We start from the raw sequence: 16005 nt of genomic DNA on the forward strand, positions 1-16005 counted from the left end.
CGCCTTTGATTTTTTTGTGGGGCGCATGGTCTTTTGCGTGGGCTCGACAATACTTAGGCCGTTAGGGCTGCGGCCGTCAGGTTGTGGGCCGAACGCCTTTTTTTTGCAGACTGTTGTTCCTGAACTGAAATGCGTGAGGTGAAAGGTATGCTGATTCTGACTCGTCGTTGCGCAGAAAGCCTGATTATCGGTGATGGCGAAATCACCGTTACTGTGCTCGGCGTCAAAGGCAATCAAGTGCGTATCGGGGTTAACGCTCCGAAAGAGGTAGCGGTCCACCGCGAGGAAATTTACCTGCGGATCAAGAAAGAGAAGGACGAAGAACCAAGCCTTTAATTTTTATCGTTTTTTATGTTTGCAAACGGGGATGAACGTGGTTAATATACGCCCCGTGTTGCGGAGAGCTGGCCGAGTGGCCGAAGGCGCTCCCCTGCTAAGGGAGTACACCTCAAAAGGGTGTCGGGGGTTCGAATCCCCCGTTCTCCGCCATTATTTGCTTAGTACGTTGCAATCTGGTTTTTTCGCTAAGTTGTTGAAATTAAACGAAAAAATAGCTTTACATAGAGATTGAACGGCCTATAATGCGCGGCAACAAATGCACTCGTAGCTCAGCTGGATAGAGTACTCGGCTACGAACCGAGCGGTCACAGGTTCGAATCCTGTCGAGTGCACCATTTAAGAGTCAGTTGCAGCAATGCAGGTGACTTGGCTTCAACCAGTTGTGATCTGGTCTAAAAACACAATCTGCACTCGTAGCTCAGCTGGATAGAGTACTCGGCTACGAACCGAGCGGTCACAGGTTCGAATCCTGTCGAGTGCACCATACAAACAAAAAGCCCGCCTAGTGCGGGCTTTTTGCCGTCTGGGGTTTGTGTAGGATTTCATCTTTTCTCGCGCGCCCATGTGTTTTCCTTTCCGCCTGCGTCGTCGCAGTTCATAGATGCAGCCACTGCTCAGCTTTGGCTCGCAAGCGCTTGTTCTTTCCAGTTTTTTAACGTTTAAAGCGCGCGCAGCGTGTATCATTGCGCCCGTCAGCCCCGCCGGGGCTTGTGGAATACCTCCATGGACTTACCCAGTAGTTGCTCAGTACCCCGTTTTACCAATCATGAATTGACTGATTGATCCTTCCGGCGTGCCCCGCTGCTGGGAGTGGAGTTCGCCTATGACCGAAGTAGAAGTAAAGAAAACACAAGACAGCCTGCAGGATCGCCTGGCTCAAGTCATCGAGCTGCTGCAGCGTCAGCGCGTGGTCGAAGACCTCACGCACCGCCAGGAAGGTCCGCACCACGACCGCGTCGAAAACCTGGTTCACCGGCAAAACCTCGTTGAGCTGCAGCGCAAGCTCGACGACCTGCACTCCGCCGACGTCGCCTATATTCTTGAAGCCTTGCCGCTCGATGATCGACTGACCCTGTGGCAGTTGGTCAAGGCTGACCGCGACGGCGACATCCTCCTTGAAGTATCCGACTCGGTTCGTGAAACCCTGATCGCCGACATGGATGATCACGAGCTCCTGGCCGCCGCCAAGGAGATGGACGCCGACGAACTGGCTGACCTGGCACCTGAGCTGCCGCGTGATGTTGTCCATGAGCTGATGGAAGCCCTCGACAGCCAACAGCGTGAGCGTGTGCGCTCCGCGTTGTCTTATGACGAGGATCAGGTTGGCGCACTGATGGACTTCGAGATGGTCACCATCCGCGAAGACGTCAGCCTCGAAGTGGTTTTGCGTTACCTGCGTCGCCTCAAAGAGCTGCCGGGTCATACCGACAAATTGTTCGTGGTCGACTACGAAGGCATTCTTAAAGGCGTGTTGCCGATCAAGCGTTTGCTGGTCAATGATCCCGATAAGAAAGTTGCGGATTTGATGGCCAGCGATACGGTGAGCTTTCATCCGGACGAAGATGCTTACGAGGCAGCGCAGGCGTTTGAGCGTTATGACTTGATCTCGGCACCGGTGGTCGATAAGAACGGCAAGCTCATTGGTCGTTTGACCATCGATGAAATGGTCGACCTGATTCGTGAAGAGAGTGAAACCGAAGTCCTCAACATGGCAGGTCTGCGTGAAGAGGAAGATATTTTTGCGTCAGTCTGGCGCTCCCTGCATAACCGTTGGGCGTGGTTGGCGGTCAACCTGATCACGGCCTTCATTGCTTCGCGCGTGATCGGTCTGTTTGAGGGGTCGATCGAGAAGCTGGTAGCGCTTGCGGCCCTGATGCCGATTGTGGCCGGTATTGGCGGTAACTCCGGTAACCAGACCATCACTATGATCGTGCGTGCCATGGCGCTGGACCAGGTGAGTACCGCCAACTCCTCGCGCCTGTTGCGCAAAGAATTGGCCGTGGGCCTGATCAATGGCTTGGTGTGGGGCGGCGTGATTGGTGTGGTGGCTTACTTGCTGTATGGCAGTTGGTCGCTGGGCGTGGTGATGACGGCTGCCATGACCCTTAACCTGCTGTTGGCGGCGCTGATGGGCGTATTGATCCCCATGACGCTGGCACGCCTGGGGCGCGACCCCGCCATGGGTGCCAGTGTGATGATCACGGCCATGACCGACAGCGGTGGCTTCTTCATCTTCCTGGGCCTGGCAACGATCTTTCTGCTCTGATCCCCCTGTGGGAGCGGGCTTGCTCGCAAATGCGGTGTAGCAGTCGAAATGTCTGCTAACTGATCCACCGCATTCACGAGCACACCCGCTCCCACACAAGCCCTGCGCGGTGCCCCTCAAATTTCACGCAAAAAAAAGCCAGCATAGCGCTGGCTTCGGCTTTCAGTTGCAGATCAATTGGCTTCTGCGGCCGCCTCAACGTCGTGCGCGATAAGCGAGACGAGAGCATTTTGCTGGCGGTGGGAGAGCTGACGAAAACGCTGCAGCAGTTCGCGTTCGTGCAGTGACAGCTCAGGGCTGTCCAGGCGCATGCTCAACTCTTCGCCCAACGCACCTTCCTGAATAAGGCTTTGCTCCAGGCGCGCGATGATTTCGGAGTTCATGCTGCGGTGATGATTGCGAGCCACCTCGGCAATGCGTTCCCGCATTCCGTCTGGCAGACGTACGACGAACTTGTCAGCCGTACGGCTGGAATAAATTGCCTGTTTCAATGGGCGCATATATTTAACCGGTTAGTTCAGGGGAGCGGTTTTTGGAATTGGCCGCAAGATGAGTGTTAAGACAAGGCTCACGACCAAAGTTCAACCCGAATTGCAAAGAGGCCGCATCATGCCTCAGATTTGACAGTTCCTTGGCGTCAATTCTGTGACAAATATTGAACTGCCTAAAGGCGTAATGCCAGCACTGATTTGTATTTTTGCGGACTGGTTGGAAAACTTTTCAACGCGTCATTCCTCAAGGGAACTTCCCGTAAGTCTTGGCCCGCACAGGGGGTTGAGGCCGCACATCCTAAAGCAAAGTGGCCTTTTGCCCTTATTTTTAAGACTAGTGGCAATTTGCCGATTTGCTAGTGCGGGGCGACATAAGGTCGAGGGAGGAGGTGCAGCGCAGGGGTCAGCGTAGAACAGGGTCGAATTTGATTTTGCGGCCCATGAAAAGCGTCAGCAGAAGCAGGCTCGTAAACACGCCGGCAGCAACCATTGCAGCGGTTTGCCCCTCTTCAGAAGTGACGCCCAGGCCCAACACGGCAGTGACGACAGTCAGGCACAAAAATAGCCAGGCGGATTTGCTCATGAAAGGCGTCCTTAGAAAACCCAATGTTCGGATGCCGGTGCAGTCTGGGTGCCCTGGGTCAGGCGTACCGGCGATTGCGCGTTAGGCGTCATCACCGCCAATTGCGGGCGTTGTTGCAGATGGTGCGGCACGGCCTGGCTGAGTTGCGCAGGATCATTACTGCCGGTGGATTGGAAATGAAACATCACCAGTGCAGCCAAGGCTATGGTGTTGAGGGCTAACAGAAGGGCACTGTTCATGGTCATGTTCTCCGCTAAACGCCGTGGCTGAATGGGTTTGTAGGAGAAGTATTGCAGGTCCCGTGCCAATCTATTATTTCATTAAAATCAATGGCTTGAGTCTACTTTAAAGCACCGCCGGGTTGCAATTTGCAATGATGGCTTTTTGGGGTAATGCATTTTGCACGACGGCGCTCAAGCCCCGTCGTTGCTAGGCAAAGCGGGCCTCGGCGGAACAAGGATCGGCCTACACTCAAAAAGCCCACGGACGACATGACAAAACCCACCTCGGCCGTTAACATGCACGCCGTCCGTCGCTGTGCCCCGTGCCCGATGGCTGTCATTTGTCCCAGTAGCTCAATTGGATAGAGCATCCCCCTCCTAAGGGGAAGGTTGGCCGTTCGAACCGGCCCTGGGACACCATCTTCAAAAGCCCTGCACAGGTTGTCCTGGCAGGGCTTTTTCGTGCTTGCCTGCAACGTCGGTCGAACCTTGCCGCCTGTCAGGGTTCACAGCAGGTGCGCAGTGTGTTTCTCGTCGCTTTTGTACGTTGCATATGTACCTTGCGTGCGGCCAGGCAGCGTCTGAACGATTAAGCAAAATATTCCCCGGAAAACGGCCCGCTGCGTCTGTCCGCTCCCGGCAACCCCGGACTATCATGCTGATAGCCCTGTCCCTCACTGCAAGGAGCCGCTCGGAACGCCGATGCGCCAAATCTGGAAATCTTTTCGAGCCCTTTATTTCGCCTCCTTGATGATGTTGATCGGGTCCGGCCTGCTCAGCACTTACCTGGCCTTGCGCCTTGCAGCCGACCACGTCGACAGCCTGTGGGTGGGTGCGCTGATGGCGGCCAACTACTTCGGCCTGGTGCTGGGCGGCAAGATCGGGCATCGCTTGATTGCCCGCGTCGGGCATATTCGCGCGTATGCCACCTGTGCCGGGATTGTCGGCGCGGCGGTGTTGGGCCATGGCCTCATCAACTGGCTGCCGGCCTGGATTGTGCTGCGGATGATCGTAGGCCTGGGGATGATGTGCCAGTACATGGTTATCGAAAGCTGGCTCAATGAGCAGGCGGACGCCAAGCAACGTGGCGTGGTGTTCAGCGGCTACATGATCGCCTCCTACCTCGGGTTGGTATTGGGTCAGTTGATCCTGGTCATGCACCCGCAGCTTGGCCTTGAATTGCTCATGCTCGTGGCGCTGTGTTTTGCCTTGTGCCTGGTGCCGGTGGCCATGACCCGACGCATTCACCCGGCGCCGCTGCATCCTGCGCCTATGGAGCCGCGCTTCTTTATCAAGCGTGTGCCGCAGTCGCTCAGCACGGTACTGGGGGCGGGGCTCATAGTCGGCTCTTTCTACGGCCTGGCGCCGCTGTATGCCTCGCAGCAAGGTTTGAGTACTGAGCAGGTCGGTCTGTTTATGGGTAGCTGCATTTTTGCCGGCCTGTTGGTGCAGTGGCCATTGGGCTGGTTGTCGGACCGTTATGATCGCGCCTTGCTGATTCGCTGCTTTGCCTTGTGCCTGGCAGTAGCGGCGTTGCCGTTGGCCGTGATGACCCACGTGCCGCTGGAAGTGCTGTTCGTGGCTGGGTTCTTGTGCTCGCTGGTGCAGTTCTGTCTGTATCCCTTGGCGGTGGCGTTCTCCAATGACCATGTGGAAGGTGATCGCCGGGTGTCGCTGACGGCCATGTTGCTGGTGACTTACGGCATCGGCGCGAGTGTTGGGCCGCTGTTGGCGGGTGTGGTGATGAAGCTGTTCGGCAGCCACATGCTGTATGCGTTTTTCAGCCTGTGTGCGTTGATCCTGGTATGGCGGATCCGGCCGAAGGCGGTGACCAACCTGCATCAGGTGGACGATGCGCCGCTGCACCACGTAGCGATGCCGGACAGCATGTCCAGCTCGCCGCTGGTGGCGTGCCTCGACCCACGGGTGGATGAGGCGGTGGTGCAGGAACAAATGCAGACCGTGGTGCCCGACCCGGAACCTGAAGCCGACCCGCAACAACCCGCAGAGGAACCTCCTTTCGAGGGACCGCCGGAGCCTCTGGGGCCGGACGAGCATCCCCACGACTTGAGCAGGGCACGCCCCTGAAAGCAAAAACGGGCAGATCCCATCAGGATCTGCCCGTTTTTATTGACGCGGTCTTTAAAGCTCAAAGGTCGTCGTCTTTGTCGAAGCGCCGCGCTTCACGCTGCAGCTGGTACACAAAACGTTCAACCTGGCGCTGTACCAAGCCGCTCATGTTGTGGAAGCGCACGCCGGCGAAGGTGGTGTTGATCTTGTCTTCGAAGTGCAGGTAACGCAGCTCCACCGAGGTGGTCATGCTGCCAAAGGGCAGGGCGGCGATAAAGCGGTCATAGACCTGGCCCAGTTGCAGGCGATCGGAGATGTCGCCTTCAAAGCGCAGCTTGCAGCCGGTGGCGGAGATGTCCAGCAGCTTGCCACTGATAGGTGCCTTGAGCTTTTCGCCACCCAGCTCGATGCTGACCAATTGCGCGAGCTTCAACGCGGCGCGAAAGGCATTGCGACGCTGATGGTAGACCACTTCGTCGGGCATGCTGCCGGTGTAGATGCGGTGGCCACCTTTTTCACTGATGGTCAGTGTGCCGTTGCTTTCCCAGGCGATACGCACGCCGTCATGGAAGCCTTCGATGCGGAACGGTTCGCCATTCTCCAGGTAGCGTTCACCGTCGCGGGGGATCATTTCGTCCAGGGTCAGCGTTTTGCTGTCCCGCTCGATATCCACCAGATAGCTTTGAAACCGCTGGCTGCGTTCATGGAAAGTAATGATCAGCGGGTCATGGCTTTCTTGCAGCATCCGCAACGTGCTGGCGATTTCCAGAGGCGTGGTGAGCACCTTGGGTGGCTGCGGAGCATCTTCCGCATTAAGGGCGTTGAACACGGTTCTTCCATCTCCAGACAAAATACGACTACACGCAAGAACCGGCATTTTGCCAGCATGTAACGCGCCTTGGATAGGGCGCGCAGTAAACCGGTGTCAGGCTTGGCTGCGGGTGCTTGGCTTGACCAGGCGCGAGGTGGAACCCTGGGCGTTGTAAAGAGCCGGAGGCTCTCCGCCGTGGAGTATACGCAACTGGTTGGCGGTCGTAGCCTGCTGCAGTTGGATCAACTGCCCGTTGAGCAGGTTGGTTTCCTGGCACTGGGCAAGCAATTGATTGAGTGCGGTGCTCTGCGCCAGCAACTGATCGCCTACCGAGGAGTGGCTGGCCAGTTGTGCGAGGCCGTCATGGTCAGCCGGCAGGCCCAGGCTGATGAGAATTTCGCTGCGCTTCTTGCCATGCTGCTCCAGCAGCACGATCAGCGACTGTTTACGCGCCAGGATTTCTTCCAGCAAGCGCATATCCCGGCCGTAGAGGGCCAGGGATTCTTCTTTGAGCAGCTCGAGCAAATGTTGCGTCGGCGCCAGATCATCAATGATCAGTTCAAGCAAATGTTCGTCGTGGTGCATGGCTGGCCTTGGGTTTTAAGCGTCCAAAAGCCCTGCGCAGGCCTTTGCCTAGCGCTCGGCTTCGAAGTTAAGCAGCTTGCTGGCGACACGGTTGCTGTCGACTTTATAGCTGCCATCAGCGATTGCCTGTTTCAACTCGGCCACGCGGGCTTTATTGACAACGGGTTGATCGCTCAGCGAGTCAGTGACCTTCTGCAACTGTTGAGCCTCATTGCTCAGGTGTACCGATTCCCCGCTTTGGCTGGCGCTGGCCTGTTCTGTCTTGGCCGCAGGTGCTGGCTGGGACTTGGCTTCTACGCCATCCTTTGCCCCGCTGGTGCGCGTATTGCCCGGCAAAGCCTGGGTGTTATTTAAACGACTGAAATCAATGACCATGTTAAAAAAACCTCTGGGTATTTGGACGCTTGCCATGTTTTCGGCCATACCCGGACAAACTTTAGGCTCGTTTGACAATAAACCTGTACAGGTCGACATCCCACGCACAGTGTAGGAAAAGCTGGCGTTTCACACCAGTGATCTATAGCGCCACCTCAACCTGGCCTGGCGCGGTCACCTGCGCCTTGATCACACGGTTGGAATTGAGGTTCTTGACCCGAATCTGTTCGCTCATCCCGCCGTTGGACAGCGCCTCCCCCGGCATTTTTACCGTCAGCCCACCGCTGCTGGCGGAAATCACCACCTGATCACCCTTGCGAATCACTTCAGCCTGTTCCAGATGCACCAGCGTAATGACCTGGTCGGTGACCATTGGTCGGGTCAGTTTCTGCCCGATGGCTTGATCCACGGAGGTGAGGTAACCCTGGTTGATCAGGCTGATGTCGCGTTCCCGCAGGGCCACGTCTTCAAAACCAATAATGCCGGTGCGTTTGAGCGGGCGCGTGACGACCACGACGTCGCGGAACAGTTTGACCTGCGCCGGCACGAACACGGTCCAGGGTGAAGCGCCCTCACAGCGCACTTTTACCGTCACACGGCCGATCGGTTGGGCCGGGCTTTCCAGGCTGGCCGTCAATTCCTTGTCGCACATGGGCATGCGCAGGCGCGGGTCCAACTGGTTGACCTGGATTTCATAGCGCCCCGGCGTCTGAGTGGTCGCCAGATAATCTTCTACAGTGAACTCAAGAAAGCCTTGAGTGACGCCGATAAGGAGATCAGGCAAGGTGACATTATCTGCGCGAGCCGTGGTGCCTGAGCCCAAGGCAAGCAGCGCCATCGTGACGCAGAGCAATCTGCGGTAGCGTGGGATGCGTCGGGAAACTGTCGTTTTAAGGTTCATAAACCAATAAATAGCAAAGCTCGTGCCGTTTAGCGTTGGGTGAGCGTCGTTGCCCTTGTAGGTATAGCCAAAGGTTTTAGCGTAGGAGTCAAGGCATGGCAGGAGTAATGGACTCAGTAAACCAGCGCACACAGCTGGTAGGGCAGAATCGCCTGGAACTGTTGCTTTTTCGCCTGGACGGCAAGCAGCTGTACGGCATCAATGTGTTTAAAGTGCGGGAAGTGCTGCAGTGCCCCAAGCTGACCATATTGCCCAAATCCAACCCGGTGGTCTGCGGCGTGGCGAATATTCGAGGCGCGACCATCCCGATTCTTGACCTGGCCATGGCCACCGGTTCGGCAGGTTTGCAAGACCGCGAAAACCCCTTTGTGATCATCACCGAATACAACACCAAGACCCAGGGTTTCCTGGTGCGCTCAGTGGAGCGCATCGTCAATATGAACTGGGAGGAGATCCATCCACCGCCCAAGGGCACCGGGCGCGATCATTACCTCACGGCGGTGACGCGGGTGGATAACCAGTTGGTCGAAATCATCGACGTGGAAAAGATCCTCGCCGAAGTCGCACCCACCTCTGAAAGTATTTCGGTTGGCGTGGTAGACGCCGAAACCGCACACAAAGCGGTGTCGCTGCGCGTGCTGACGGTGGACGACTCTTCGGTGGCGCGCAAGCAAGTCAGCCGCTGCCTGCAAACGGTCGGTGTGGAAGTGGTGGCCCTGAACGATGGTCGACAGGCTTTGGATTACCTGCGCAAGCTGGTGGACGAAGGCAAGAAGCCGGAAGAAGAGTTCCTGATGATGATCTCCGACATTGAAATGCCGGAAATGGACGGTTACACCCTCACGGCCGAGATACGTAACGACCCACGCATGCAAAAATTGCATATCATCCTGCATACTTCATTGTCAGGTGTTTTCAATCAGGCGATGGTCAAGAAGGTCGGTGCCGATGACTTCCTGGCCAAATTCCGCCCTGATGACCTGGCATCCCGGGTAGTCGACCGGATCAAGGCAGCAGATCACGGCTAGGGGGCATTCCCTTGGCGGTCACACGATTTAAGAGGCGGTATCATTGTCTACGGGTAATTTGGATTTCGAACAGTTCCGGGTCTTCCTGGAGAAAGCCTGTGGCATATTGCTCGGTGAAAACAAGCAGTACCTGGTATCCAGCCGTCTCAACAAACTGATGGAACAGCAGGGCATTAAATCCCTGGGTGAGTTGGTCCAGCGCATCCAGGGCCAGCCGCGCAGCGGGCTCAAGGAAATGGTGGTGGATGCCATGACCACCAACGAAACCTTGTGGTTTCGTGATACCTACCCTTTTGAAGTGCTTAAGAACAAAGTACTGCCGGAGGCCATCAAGGCCAGCCCTGGCCAGCGCTTGCGCATCTGGTCGGCCGCCTGTTCGTCTGGCCAGGAGCCGTACTCGATCTCGATGTCCATCGATGAGTTCGAGCGCACGAACATGGGCCAATTGAAGGCCGGCGCGCAAATTGTCGCCACCGACCTGTCCGGCACCATGCTCACCAACTGCAAGACCGGCGAGTACGACAGCCTGGCCCTGGGCCGTGGTTTGTCCCAGGAACGCCTGCAACGTTTTTTCGACCCCAAAGGGGCAGGGCGCTGGGCAGTCAAGGCGCCGATCAAGAGCCGGGTGGAATTTCGCTCGTTCAACCTGCTCGACAGCTATGCCAGCCTGGGCAAGTTCGACATGGTGTTCTGCCGCAATGTATTGATCTACTTCTCGGCAGAGGTGAAGAAAGACATCCTGTTGCGCATTCACGGTACGCTCAAGCGCGGGGGCTACCTGTTTCTTGGCGCGTCCGAAGCGCTCAACGGGCTACCGGACCATTACCAGATGGTGCAATGCAGCCCTGGGATTATTTATCAGGCCAAGTGATGGTGGCTTGAGCATAAAAAACGGGAAGCCTCGCAAAGGCTTCCCGTTTTTTATGGGCGGTGGTCAGGGTTTGCGGGTCATGCGGATATTGCCCAGGAATAGAAGATGGTTCCTGCTGGGGATGGTCTCGTTGAAAATACCTAAATGCACAGTGCCGGTACTGCCTGCAGTAAATGTCCCGGTCCCGGTTTGTGTGGATGTGTTGGTTATGTTTTGTACGTTGGCGCCGATTCGGCTGCCGTTAACCGTCAGGTACAGTGTCGAGCCATCTCCGGTGGCTGTACCACCGTGGACCTCAAAACTGAAATCGTAGGTGCGCCCTGCGACGACCGATACGGGTCGAGTGATGATGTGAGCCCTGGTTACCTGGCTGCTGGGCAGGTCAACGGTCACGCTGTGGTTGACGACGTGCAGCACCCCGCCTACATAAACTGATTGAGGTACCCAGCCTTGGAACGTGCCATCGGCGAAATCCCACACTGTGCCAGGAACAGGCACAACAATGCCCCCCGCGTCGATGGATATGGTTGCATCTGGCGCTGGGTAGGACATGCCACGCCGGAGGCGCAACAGTAACTGAACATTATTGCCTGAGTTGGCAACAACCACGTCTTTTGGAAAGTAAATCTTGATTGATGGGGCGTCATGTCCCACCTCGAAGCTCAGATTGTATGAGCCACCGACGACCGAGCTGATCATGTACACGTTTACAAAGTCCAACCGTTGCACGGCGAAATCACAGAGCAACTCAACTACATCACCCACGATCAGGCTGGTTTTCAGGTTTGGAATGGGTTGTGTTCTGTCTTGCAGGACGAATCTGAGGGGTGGAATAGTCAACATGGTGTGCCTCTGCTTTACGCCTGTAGGGGTTACCCGATGAGGCGCGCAAAGGGGTGGGCGCAACAACTGTCAGAAATGACAGTGCAGACGAGCGGTTAAGGTGTTTTGCGCACTGGGCAGCCTGTTGAAGAATTGCCACCGGCTGTAAAAGCGGCAACCGCTGTTGCCGCTTTACTGGCGCCACGCGGAAGCCCATTGCCGCTTTTCTGGCATTGCCGCCGGAAAAACTGGCGCAAACCGTTGTAATACGGGCCTTCAGCGAATTGGCATGCGCCTTGCTATAACCCAGTTACGAACAGCAGGTCAGCCTAAAGGTTTCCGCCATGAGCATCAGCTTCGATAAAGCGCTCGGTATCCACGAACAAGCCCTGGGCTTCCGCGCCCAGCGTGCCGAAGTCCTGGCCAACAACATTGCCAACGCCGACACCCCGAACTACAAGGCTCGGGACCTGGACTTCTCCGCCGTGCTTGCCGCGCAGCAGGACAAGACCAAGAACGGCACCTTCGCCCTGAACATGACCAATAGCCGTCATATCGAAGCGCAAGGCCTGGGCAATGGTGACGAGTCGCTGCTGTATCGCACGCCGATGCAGCCGTCGATCGATCAGAACACGGTCGACGCCCAGTTGGAGCAATCGGCCTACGCCGAGAACTCGGTGAACTTTCAGGCCAGCTTCACCCTGCTTAACAGCAAATTCAAAGGGCTGATGTCAGCCCTGCGTGGAGAGTAAGCCATGTCCCTCGCCAGTGTTTTCAATATTGCCGGCAGTGGCATGAGCGCGCAGACCACGCGTTTGAACACCGTCGCCAGTAACATCGCCAACGCCGAGACCGTGTCTTCGAGCATTGACCAGACTTACCGCGCCCGTCACCCGGTGTTCGCCACCATGTTCCAGGGCGGCCAGGCCGGCCAAAGCGGCAGCGGCGATTCGCTGTTCCAGAACCAGGACGCTGCCGGCCAAGGTGTGCAGGTGCTCGGTGTAGTCGAAGACCAGAGCAACCTGGAAGCCCGCTACGAGCCTAACCACCCGGCCGCGAACGAAAAGGGTTACGTGTACTACCCCAACGTCAACGTGGTCGAGGAAATGGCTGACATGATTTCCGCCAGCCGCTCGTTCCAGACCAACGCGGAAATGATGAACACCGCCAAAACCATGATGCAGAAGGTCCTGACCCTGGGTCAGTGATAAGGGGCGCCAAATAATGGCCATTGTTGATACCACTTCTACACCCAACACGGCGGTTCAGGACCTGTTCAACAGTAAGGTCAAGACCGCCACAGACAACAGCGGCCTCGATAGTGCCGCCAAGGCGGCCACGGGCAACCAGGCGCTGGGCAAGGATGCGTTCCTGCAACTGCTGGTGACCCAGCTGAAAAACCAGAACCCGCTGTCGCCTCAGGACAACGGTGCTTTTGTGGCCCAGTTGGCACAGTTCAGCAGCCTGGAAGGCATCAACACCCTGAACGACTCGGTGAATGCGATCTCCAGCAATTTCAGCTCTTCGCAGGCGCTGCAGGCGTCGTCGCTGGTCGGTCGGTCGATCATTACCCAGACCGACAAAGCCATGGTTGATACCAGCAAAAGCATGACCGGCTCGGTGGCAGTGACGGCAGCGACGGGCAATGTCTCGGTGAAAATCACCGACAAAGACGGCAACGTGGTACGCACCATCGACATGGGCGCCCAAAGCGCCGGTGATTCCAGCTTTATTTGGGATGGCAAGAACGACAAAGGTGAAGTCGCCCCCGCCGGCACTTATACCTTTGCGGCCAGCACCAAGAATGACAAAGGCGACTCGGTTGCCCTGTTGACGTCGCTGCCGGCAACGGTGACCAGCGTGACGCTGAGCAAGACCGGCGGCGAAATGCTGCTCAACCTTGCAGGCGGCATGGGCAGCGTCAAGCTGTCGCAAATCCAGACTATCGGTACATAGAGCCGGCTAAATACGGCAGAAGGAGAGAAACATGTCTTTTAACATCGGCCTTAGCGGCCTCTATGCGGCCAACAAACAACTGGACGTGACCGGCAACAACATTGCCAACGTTGCGACCACGGGTTTCAAATCGTCCCGTGCGGAATTTTCCGACATCTATGCAGCGTCCAAACTGGGCACTGGCCAGAACAGTGTCGGCAGCGGCGTGAACCTGGCGGCAGTCTCCCAGCAGTTCACCCAAGGTGATGTCAACAACACCGGCGGCTTGCTGGACATGGCGATCCAGGGCGGCGGCTTCTTCGTGCAGAAGGGCAGTGATGGTTCGCTGGAATACACCCGCAGCGGCACCTTCCGTTCGGACAAAGACGGCTACATCACCAACAACACCGGCACCTCGCGCCTGCAAGGCTACGCAGCGGACGCAGATGGAAACATCATCAAGGGCGCGCTGACCGACCTGCAATTGAACCTGTCGAACCTGCCGCCCAAGGCATCCACCAAGGTGGACTCCACCAGTAACCTGAACTCGTCTTCGCCGGTAATCGACCAGACGGCCCACCCGTTCGATCCAACCGAATCCAGCTCGTTCAGCACCCAGTACAACACCACGTTGTACGACACCCAAGGCAACGCGCACCCGATGGTGCAGTACCTGGTCAAAACCGACTCCAACACCTGGAAGTCTTACACTCTGATCGACGGCCGTAACCCTGATGGTTCGGCGCCGACCGGCACAGGCTCGACGCCACCGGTGGCATCGACGCTGAGCTTTGACGGCTCGGGCAAGCTCACCGGGATTGTTACCGGCACCACTTCCAGCACCACCTTGCAGCTGAGCGGCTGGGTGCCCGGCACAGTGACCAATGGTGTGTGGACCAAAAACGGTGCGAATGCCAACCCTGGTGGCATCGCCATCAACATGGGCAACATCACCCAGTACAACTCGGCCACCTACCGTAACCCACCGGTCACCGATGGCTACGCCACCGGCCAGATCACCGGCTTGAACATCGACGGTAACGGCGTGCTGTTCGCCACCTTCAGTAACCAGCAGAGCAAGGCCATTGGTCAGCTCTCCCTGGCCAGCTTCAATAACGAACAGGGCCTGCAACCGTCGGGTGGCACCACCTGGAAAGAGACCTTCGCCTCGGGCCAGCCGGGTTACGACGCCCCGCAATCCGGTACTTTGGGTTCGATCGTGTCCAAGTCCCTGGAGAACTCCAACGTCAACCTGACCAATGAGCTGGTGGACCTGATCAAGGCCCAGAGCAACTACCAGGCGAACGCCAAGACCATCTCCACCCAGAGCACCATCATGCAGACCATCATTCAGATGACCTGATGCGTTTGGCCTGACGCGGCTGCAGATGAAAGCCCCTCAAACGAGGGGCTTTTTTTTGCGTGTAATTTGGCTCGAAATAATTCCCACCCAGCGCTCGATTCCCACCCGACGTGCTTTTGCTGGAACTGACTACGCCGTTCTTTCCACTTATCGGACTCAGAGGTGTTGGTTCTTTCGGGGGATGGGTATGTGGGATTCGTCGATGTCTGGTCATGGGGCTGGAGGTGTGCGTTATGACCAGGGCGGCACAGGGCCGAACCTGTGGCGCGTTAGCCGTTCAGAGGAAAAAAAGGGTGACGTAGAGGCCGATAAAAAAACCGTCACCCAACTGCTCAAAGCGCTTGATGAAGCCGAAAAGGGCAACAAAAACCAAACCGCCCAGGACTTGCGGGACAAGCTCAATGAAAAGCGCAAAGAGCTGGGGGACGAGAAGTTCAAGGAGATCCTTGAGCAGTTGAAGAAGGAGGCGTCCACCGATTTTCTCGCGTTGTTGAAGAGGCTGTTTCCGGATTTATTTGCAGATGAGCCGTCTCCAGCGCCCGATCCTGGACCGTCACCCAATTCTGGTGGTGGTGGTGGTGGTGGTGGTGGTGGTGGTGGTGGCAGCAAGGTAAACCCGAAGGATTTCGGCGGTAGCGAACCCATGAGTAATCTGCCGACTACCGAGGGCTCCAAGCATTTCAACTACAAGCCAGATGAAAGCAACCCAGGTAAAAAGCCGGACAATATCTGGAGTGGGTTCAGCCAAGGCCCTGACGGCAATTGCGTCACCGTTGCCGCGATAAAGGGCGCGATGATGAAGTTTGGTGAAAAACCTACCGACGTCTTCAAGGAGGTGAAAGAGACGGCAGAGGGTTACTACGTAGAAATGCGAGACGGTTTCAAGCTTACTTTGTCTAGGGGTGAGTTAAGGCATGCAGCCGCTTACGCGCAGTTCAAGGGCGATAACCCGGGCACGATTACCCACGCAAACTTCATGTATGCCGCGAGCGCCAAGCGGGCTCAAATGGAAGGCAATGGCTACGATGACAAAAACCCCAATGCTGCAAAACAGAGTTTCGCTCATGCGATGCAAAGTATAAACAATGGCGAAGTGGGTTGTGAGGCGCTGGACCGGCTTGGGCTGAAAGACCACTACGAGAAGTCTACGAGTTCTGAGCTGGCAAGGGGCAGGCTGGGGGTTGTGGGTTATGGCGGCCACTCAATGGCGGTGATTGGCGGGCGCGTAGAATTGTGGGGTGGACGCGGCGGCGGGCCCCGGGAAGGCAGCGCCTACGCATTCACGTAGCAAAAAAAAACCGATAAACCCAAATGCAGCCAGGTTTATCGGTTTTTTACATCCTG

Annotated in this window: 18 protein-coding genes and 4 tRNA genes; 14 read left to right on the top strand and 8 right to left on the bottom strand. The window is 56.8% G+C overall.

Going from position 1 to position 16005, the window contains the following annotated elements:
- The first annotated feature begins 147 nt into the window (after window positions 1-147).
- From csrA to mgtE, 5 genes are all read left to right on the top strand, one after another.
- Window positions 148-336, top strand: a complete 189-nt coding sequence (csrA, locus tag P5706_RS07450) for a carbon storage regulator CsrA (protein WP_003175645.1) — start codon at window positions 148-150, stop codon at window positions 334-336.
- 62 nt (window positions 337-398) lie between these two features.
- Window positions 399-489 (top strand) — tRNA-Ser (locus tag P5706_RS07455).
- 108 nt (window positions 490-597) lie between these two features.
- Window positions 598-674 (top strand) — tRNA-Arg (locus P5706_RS07460).
- A gap of 72 nt (window positions 675-746) precedes the next feature.
- Window positions 747-823, top strand: a tRNA-Arg gene (locus P5706_RS07465).
- A 339-nt stretch (window positions 824-1162) separates the two neighbouring features.
- Window positions 1163-2605: a magnesium transporter gene (mgtE, locus tag P5706_RS07470; RefSeq protein WP_065929353.1), complete on the top strand. Its 1443-nt coding sequence runs from the start codon at window positions 1163-1165 to the stop codon at window positions 2603-2605.
- Between the two features lie 173 nt (window positions 2606-2778).
- Here the strand turns inward: mgtE and P5706_RS07475 are convergent, their stop codons facing one another.
- From P5706_RS07475 to P5706_RS07485, 3 genes are all read right to left on the bottom strand, one after another.
- Window positions 2779-3105, bottom strand: coding sequence for an Arc family DNA-binding protein (locus P5706_RS07475; protein ID WP_003193592.1), 327 nt, complete (start codon window positions 3103-3105; stop codon window positions 2779-2781).
- 394 nt (window positions 3106-3499) lie between these two features.
- Window positions 3500-3679, bottom strand: a complete 180-nt coding sequence (locus tag P5706_RS07480) for a PA3371 family protein (RefSeq protein WP_200433166.1) — start codon at window positions 3677-3679, stop codon at window positions 3500-3502.
- Between the two features lie 11 nt (window positions 3680-3690).
- Window positions 3691-3918, bottom strand: a complete 228-nt coding sequence (locus P5706_RS07485) for a hypothetical protein (protein ID WP_099548206.1) — start codon at window positions 3916-3918, stop codon at window positions 3691-3693.
- A 325-nt stretch (window positions 3919-4243) separates the two neighbouring features.
- Here P5706_RS07485 and P5706_RS07490 point away from each other — a divergent pair.
- Together P5706_RS07490 and P5706_RS07495 are read left to right on the top strand one after the other, a co-directional pair.
- Window positions 4244-4320, top strand: a tRNA-Arg gene (locus P5706_RS07490).
- 282 nt (window positions 4321-4602) lie between these two features.
- Entirely contained in the window at window positions 4603-5988 is a 1386-nt protein-coding gene (locus tag P5706_RS07495) for an MFS transporter (protein ID WP_200433165.1), read from the top strand.
- Window positions 5989-6049: 61 nt separating this feature from the next.
- On the opposite strand, the gene P5706_RS07500 is transcribed toward P5706_RS07495, so the two are convergent.
- From P5706_RS07500 to flgA, 4 genes are all read right to left on the bottom strand, one after another.
- Window positions 6050-6799: a flagellar brake protein gene (locus P5706_RS07500; RefSeq protein ID WP_200433164.1), complete on the bottom strand. Its 750-nt coding sequence runs from the start codon at window positions 6797-6799 to the stop codon at window positions 6050-6052.
- 96 nt (window positions 6800-6895) lie between these two features.
- Entirely contained in the window at window positions 6896-7366 is a 471-nt protein-coding gene (locus P5706_RS07505; protein WP_138814210.1) for a flagellar protein FlgN, read from the bottom strand.
- 48 nt (window positions 7367-7414) lie between these two features.
- Window positions 7415-7741 (bottom strand): flagellar biosynthesis anti-sigma factor FlgM, encoded by a 327-nt coding sequence (flgM, locus tag P5706_RS07510; protein WP_200433163.1) that lies wholly within the window; start codon window positions 7739-7741, stop codon window positions 7415-7417.
- Between the two features lie 142 nt (window positions 7742-7883).
- The gene (flgA, locus tag P5706_RS07515) at window positions 7884-8642 is read right to left on the bottom strand and encodes a flagellar basal body P-ring formation chaperone FlgA (protein ID WP_138814212.1); all 759 of its coding nucleotides are present in this window, start codon (window positions 8640-8642) and stop codon (window positions 7884-7886) included.
- Window positions 8643-8737: 95 nt separating this feature from the next.
- On the opposite strand from flgA, the gene P5706_RS07520 reads away from it, so the two are divergent.
- Window positions 8738-9670, top strand: coding sequence for a chemotaxis protein CheV (locus P5706_RS07520; protein ID WP_200433162.1), 933 nt, complete (start codon window positions 8738-8740; stop codon window positions 9668-9670).
- A gap of 43 nt (window positions 9671-9713) precedes the next feature.
- Window positions 9714-10541 (top strand): protein-glutamate O-methyltransferase CheR, encoded by an 828-nt coding sequence (cheR, locus tag P5706_RS07525; protein ID WP_017138387.1) that lies wholly within the window; start codon window positions 9714-9716, stop codon window positions 10539-10541.
- Between the two features lie 63 nt (window positions 10542-10604).
- Here cheR and P5706_RS07530 read toward each other — a convergent pair whose 3' ends face one another.
- Window positions 10605-11384, bottom strand: a complete 780-nt coding sequence (locus P5706_RS07530) for a hypothetical protein (protein WP_285678876.1) — start codon at window positions 11382-11384, stop codon at window positions 10605-10607.
- Window positions 11385-11707: 323 nt separating this feature from the next.
- Here P5706_RS07530 and flgB point away from each other — a divergent pair, with 323 nt between their 5' ends.
- The 5 genes from flgB (at window position 11708) to P5706_RS07555 (ending at window position 15949) form a co-directional block, all read left to right on the top strand.
- Window positions 11708-12115: a flagellar basal body rod protein FlgB gene (gene flgB, locus P5706_RS07535; RefSeq protein ID WP_003214246.1), complete on the top strand. Its 408-nt coding sequence runs from the start codon at window positions 11708-11710 to the stop codon at window positions 12113-12115.
- A 3-nt stretch (window positions 12116-12118) separates the two neighbouring features.
- The gene (flgC, locus tag P5706_RS07540; protein WP_017138385.1) at window positions 12119-12571 is read left to right on the top strand and encodes a flagellar basal body rod protein FlgC; all 453 of its coding nucleotides are present in this window, start codon (window positions 12119-12121) and stop codon (window positions 12569-12571) included.
- A 16-nt stretch (window positions 12572-12587) separates the two neighbouring features.
- Entirely contained in the window at window positions 12588-13319 is a 732-nt protein-coding gene (gene flgD / locus P5706_RS07545) for a flagellar hook assembly protein FlgD (RefSeq protein ID WP_200433160.1), read from the top strand.
- Window positions 13320-13350: 31 nt separating this feature from the next.
- Window positions 13351-14661, top strand: coding sequence for a flagellar hook protein FlgE (gene flgE, locus P5706_RS07550; RefSeq protein WP_200433159.1), 1311 nt, complete (start codon window positions 13351-13353; stop codon window positions 14659-14661).
- Window positions 14662-14848: 187 nt separating this feature from the next.
- Window positions 14849-15949, top strand: coding sequence for a hypothetical protein (locus P5706_RS07555; RefSeq protein WP_285678877.1), 1101 nt, complete (start codon window positions 14849-14851; stop codon window positions 15947-15949).
- Window positions 15950-16005: the final 56 nt, after the last annotated feature.

The sequence above is a fragment of the Pseudomonas sp. ChxA genome (assembly GCF_030263855.1).
In the GTDB taxonomy this organism is placed as follows: domain Bacteria; phylum Pseudomonadota; class Gammaproteobacteria; order Pseudomonadales; family Pseudomonadaceae; genus Aquipseudomonas; species Aquipseudomonas fluorescens_CB.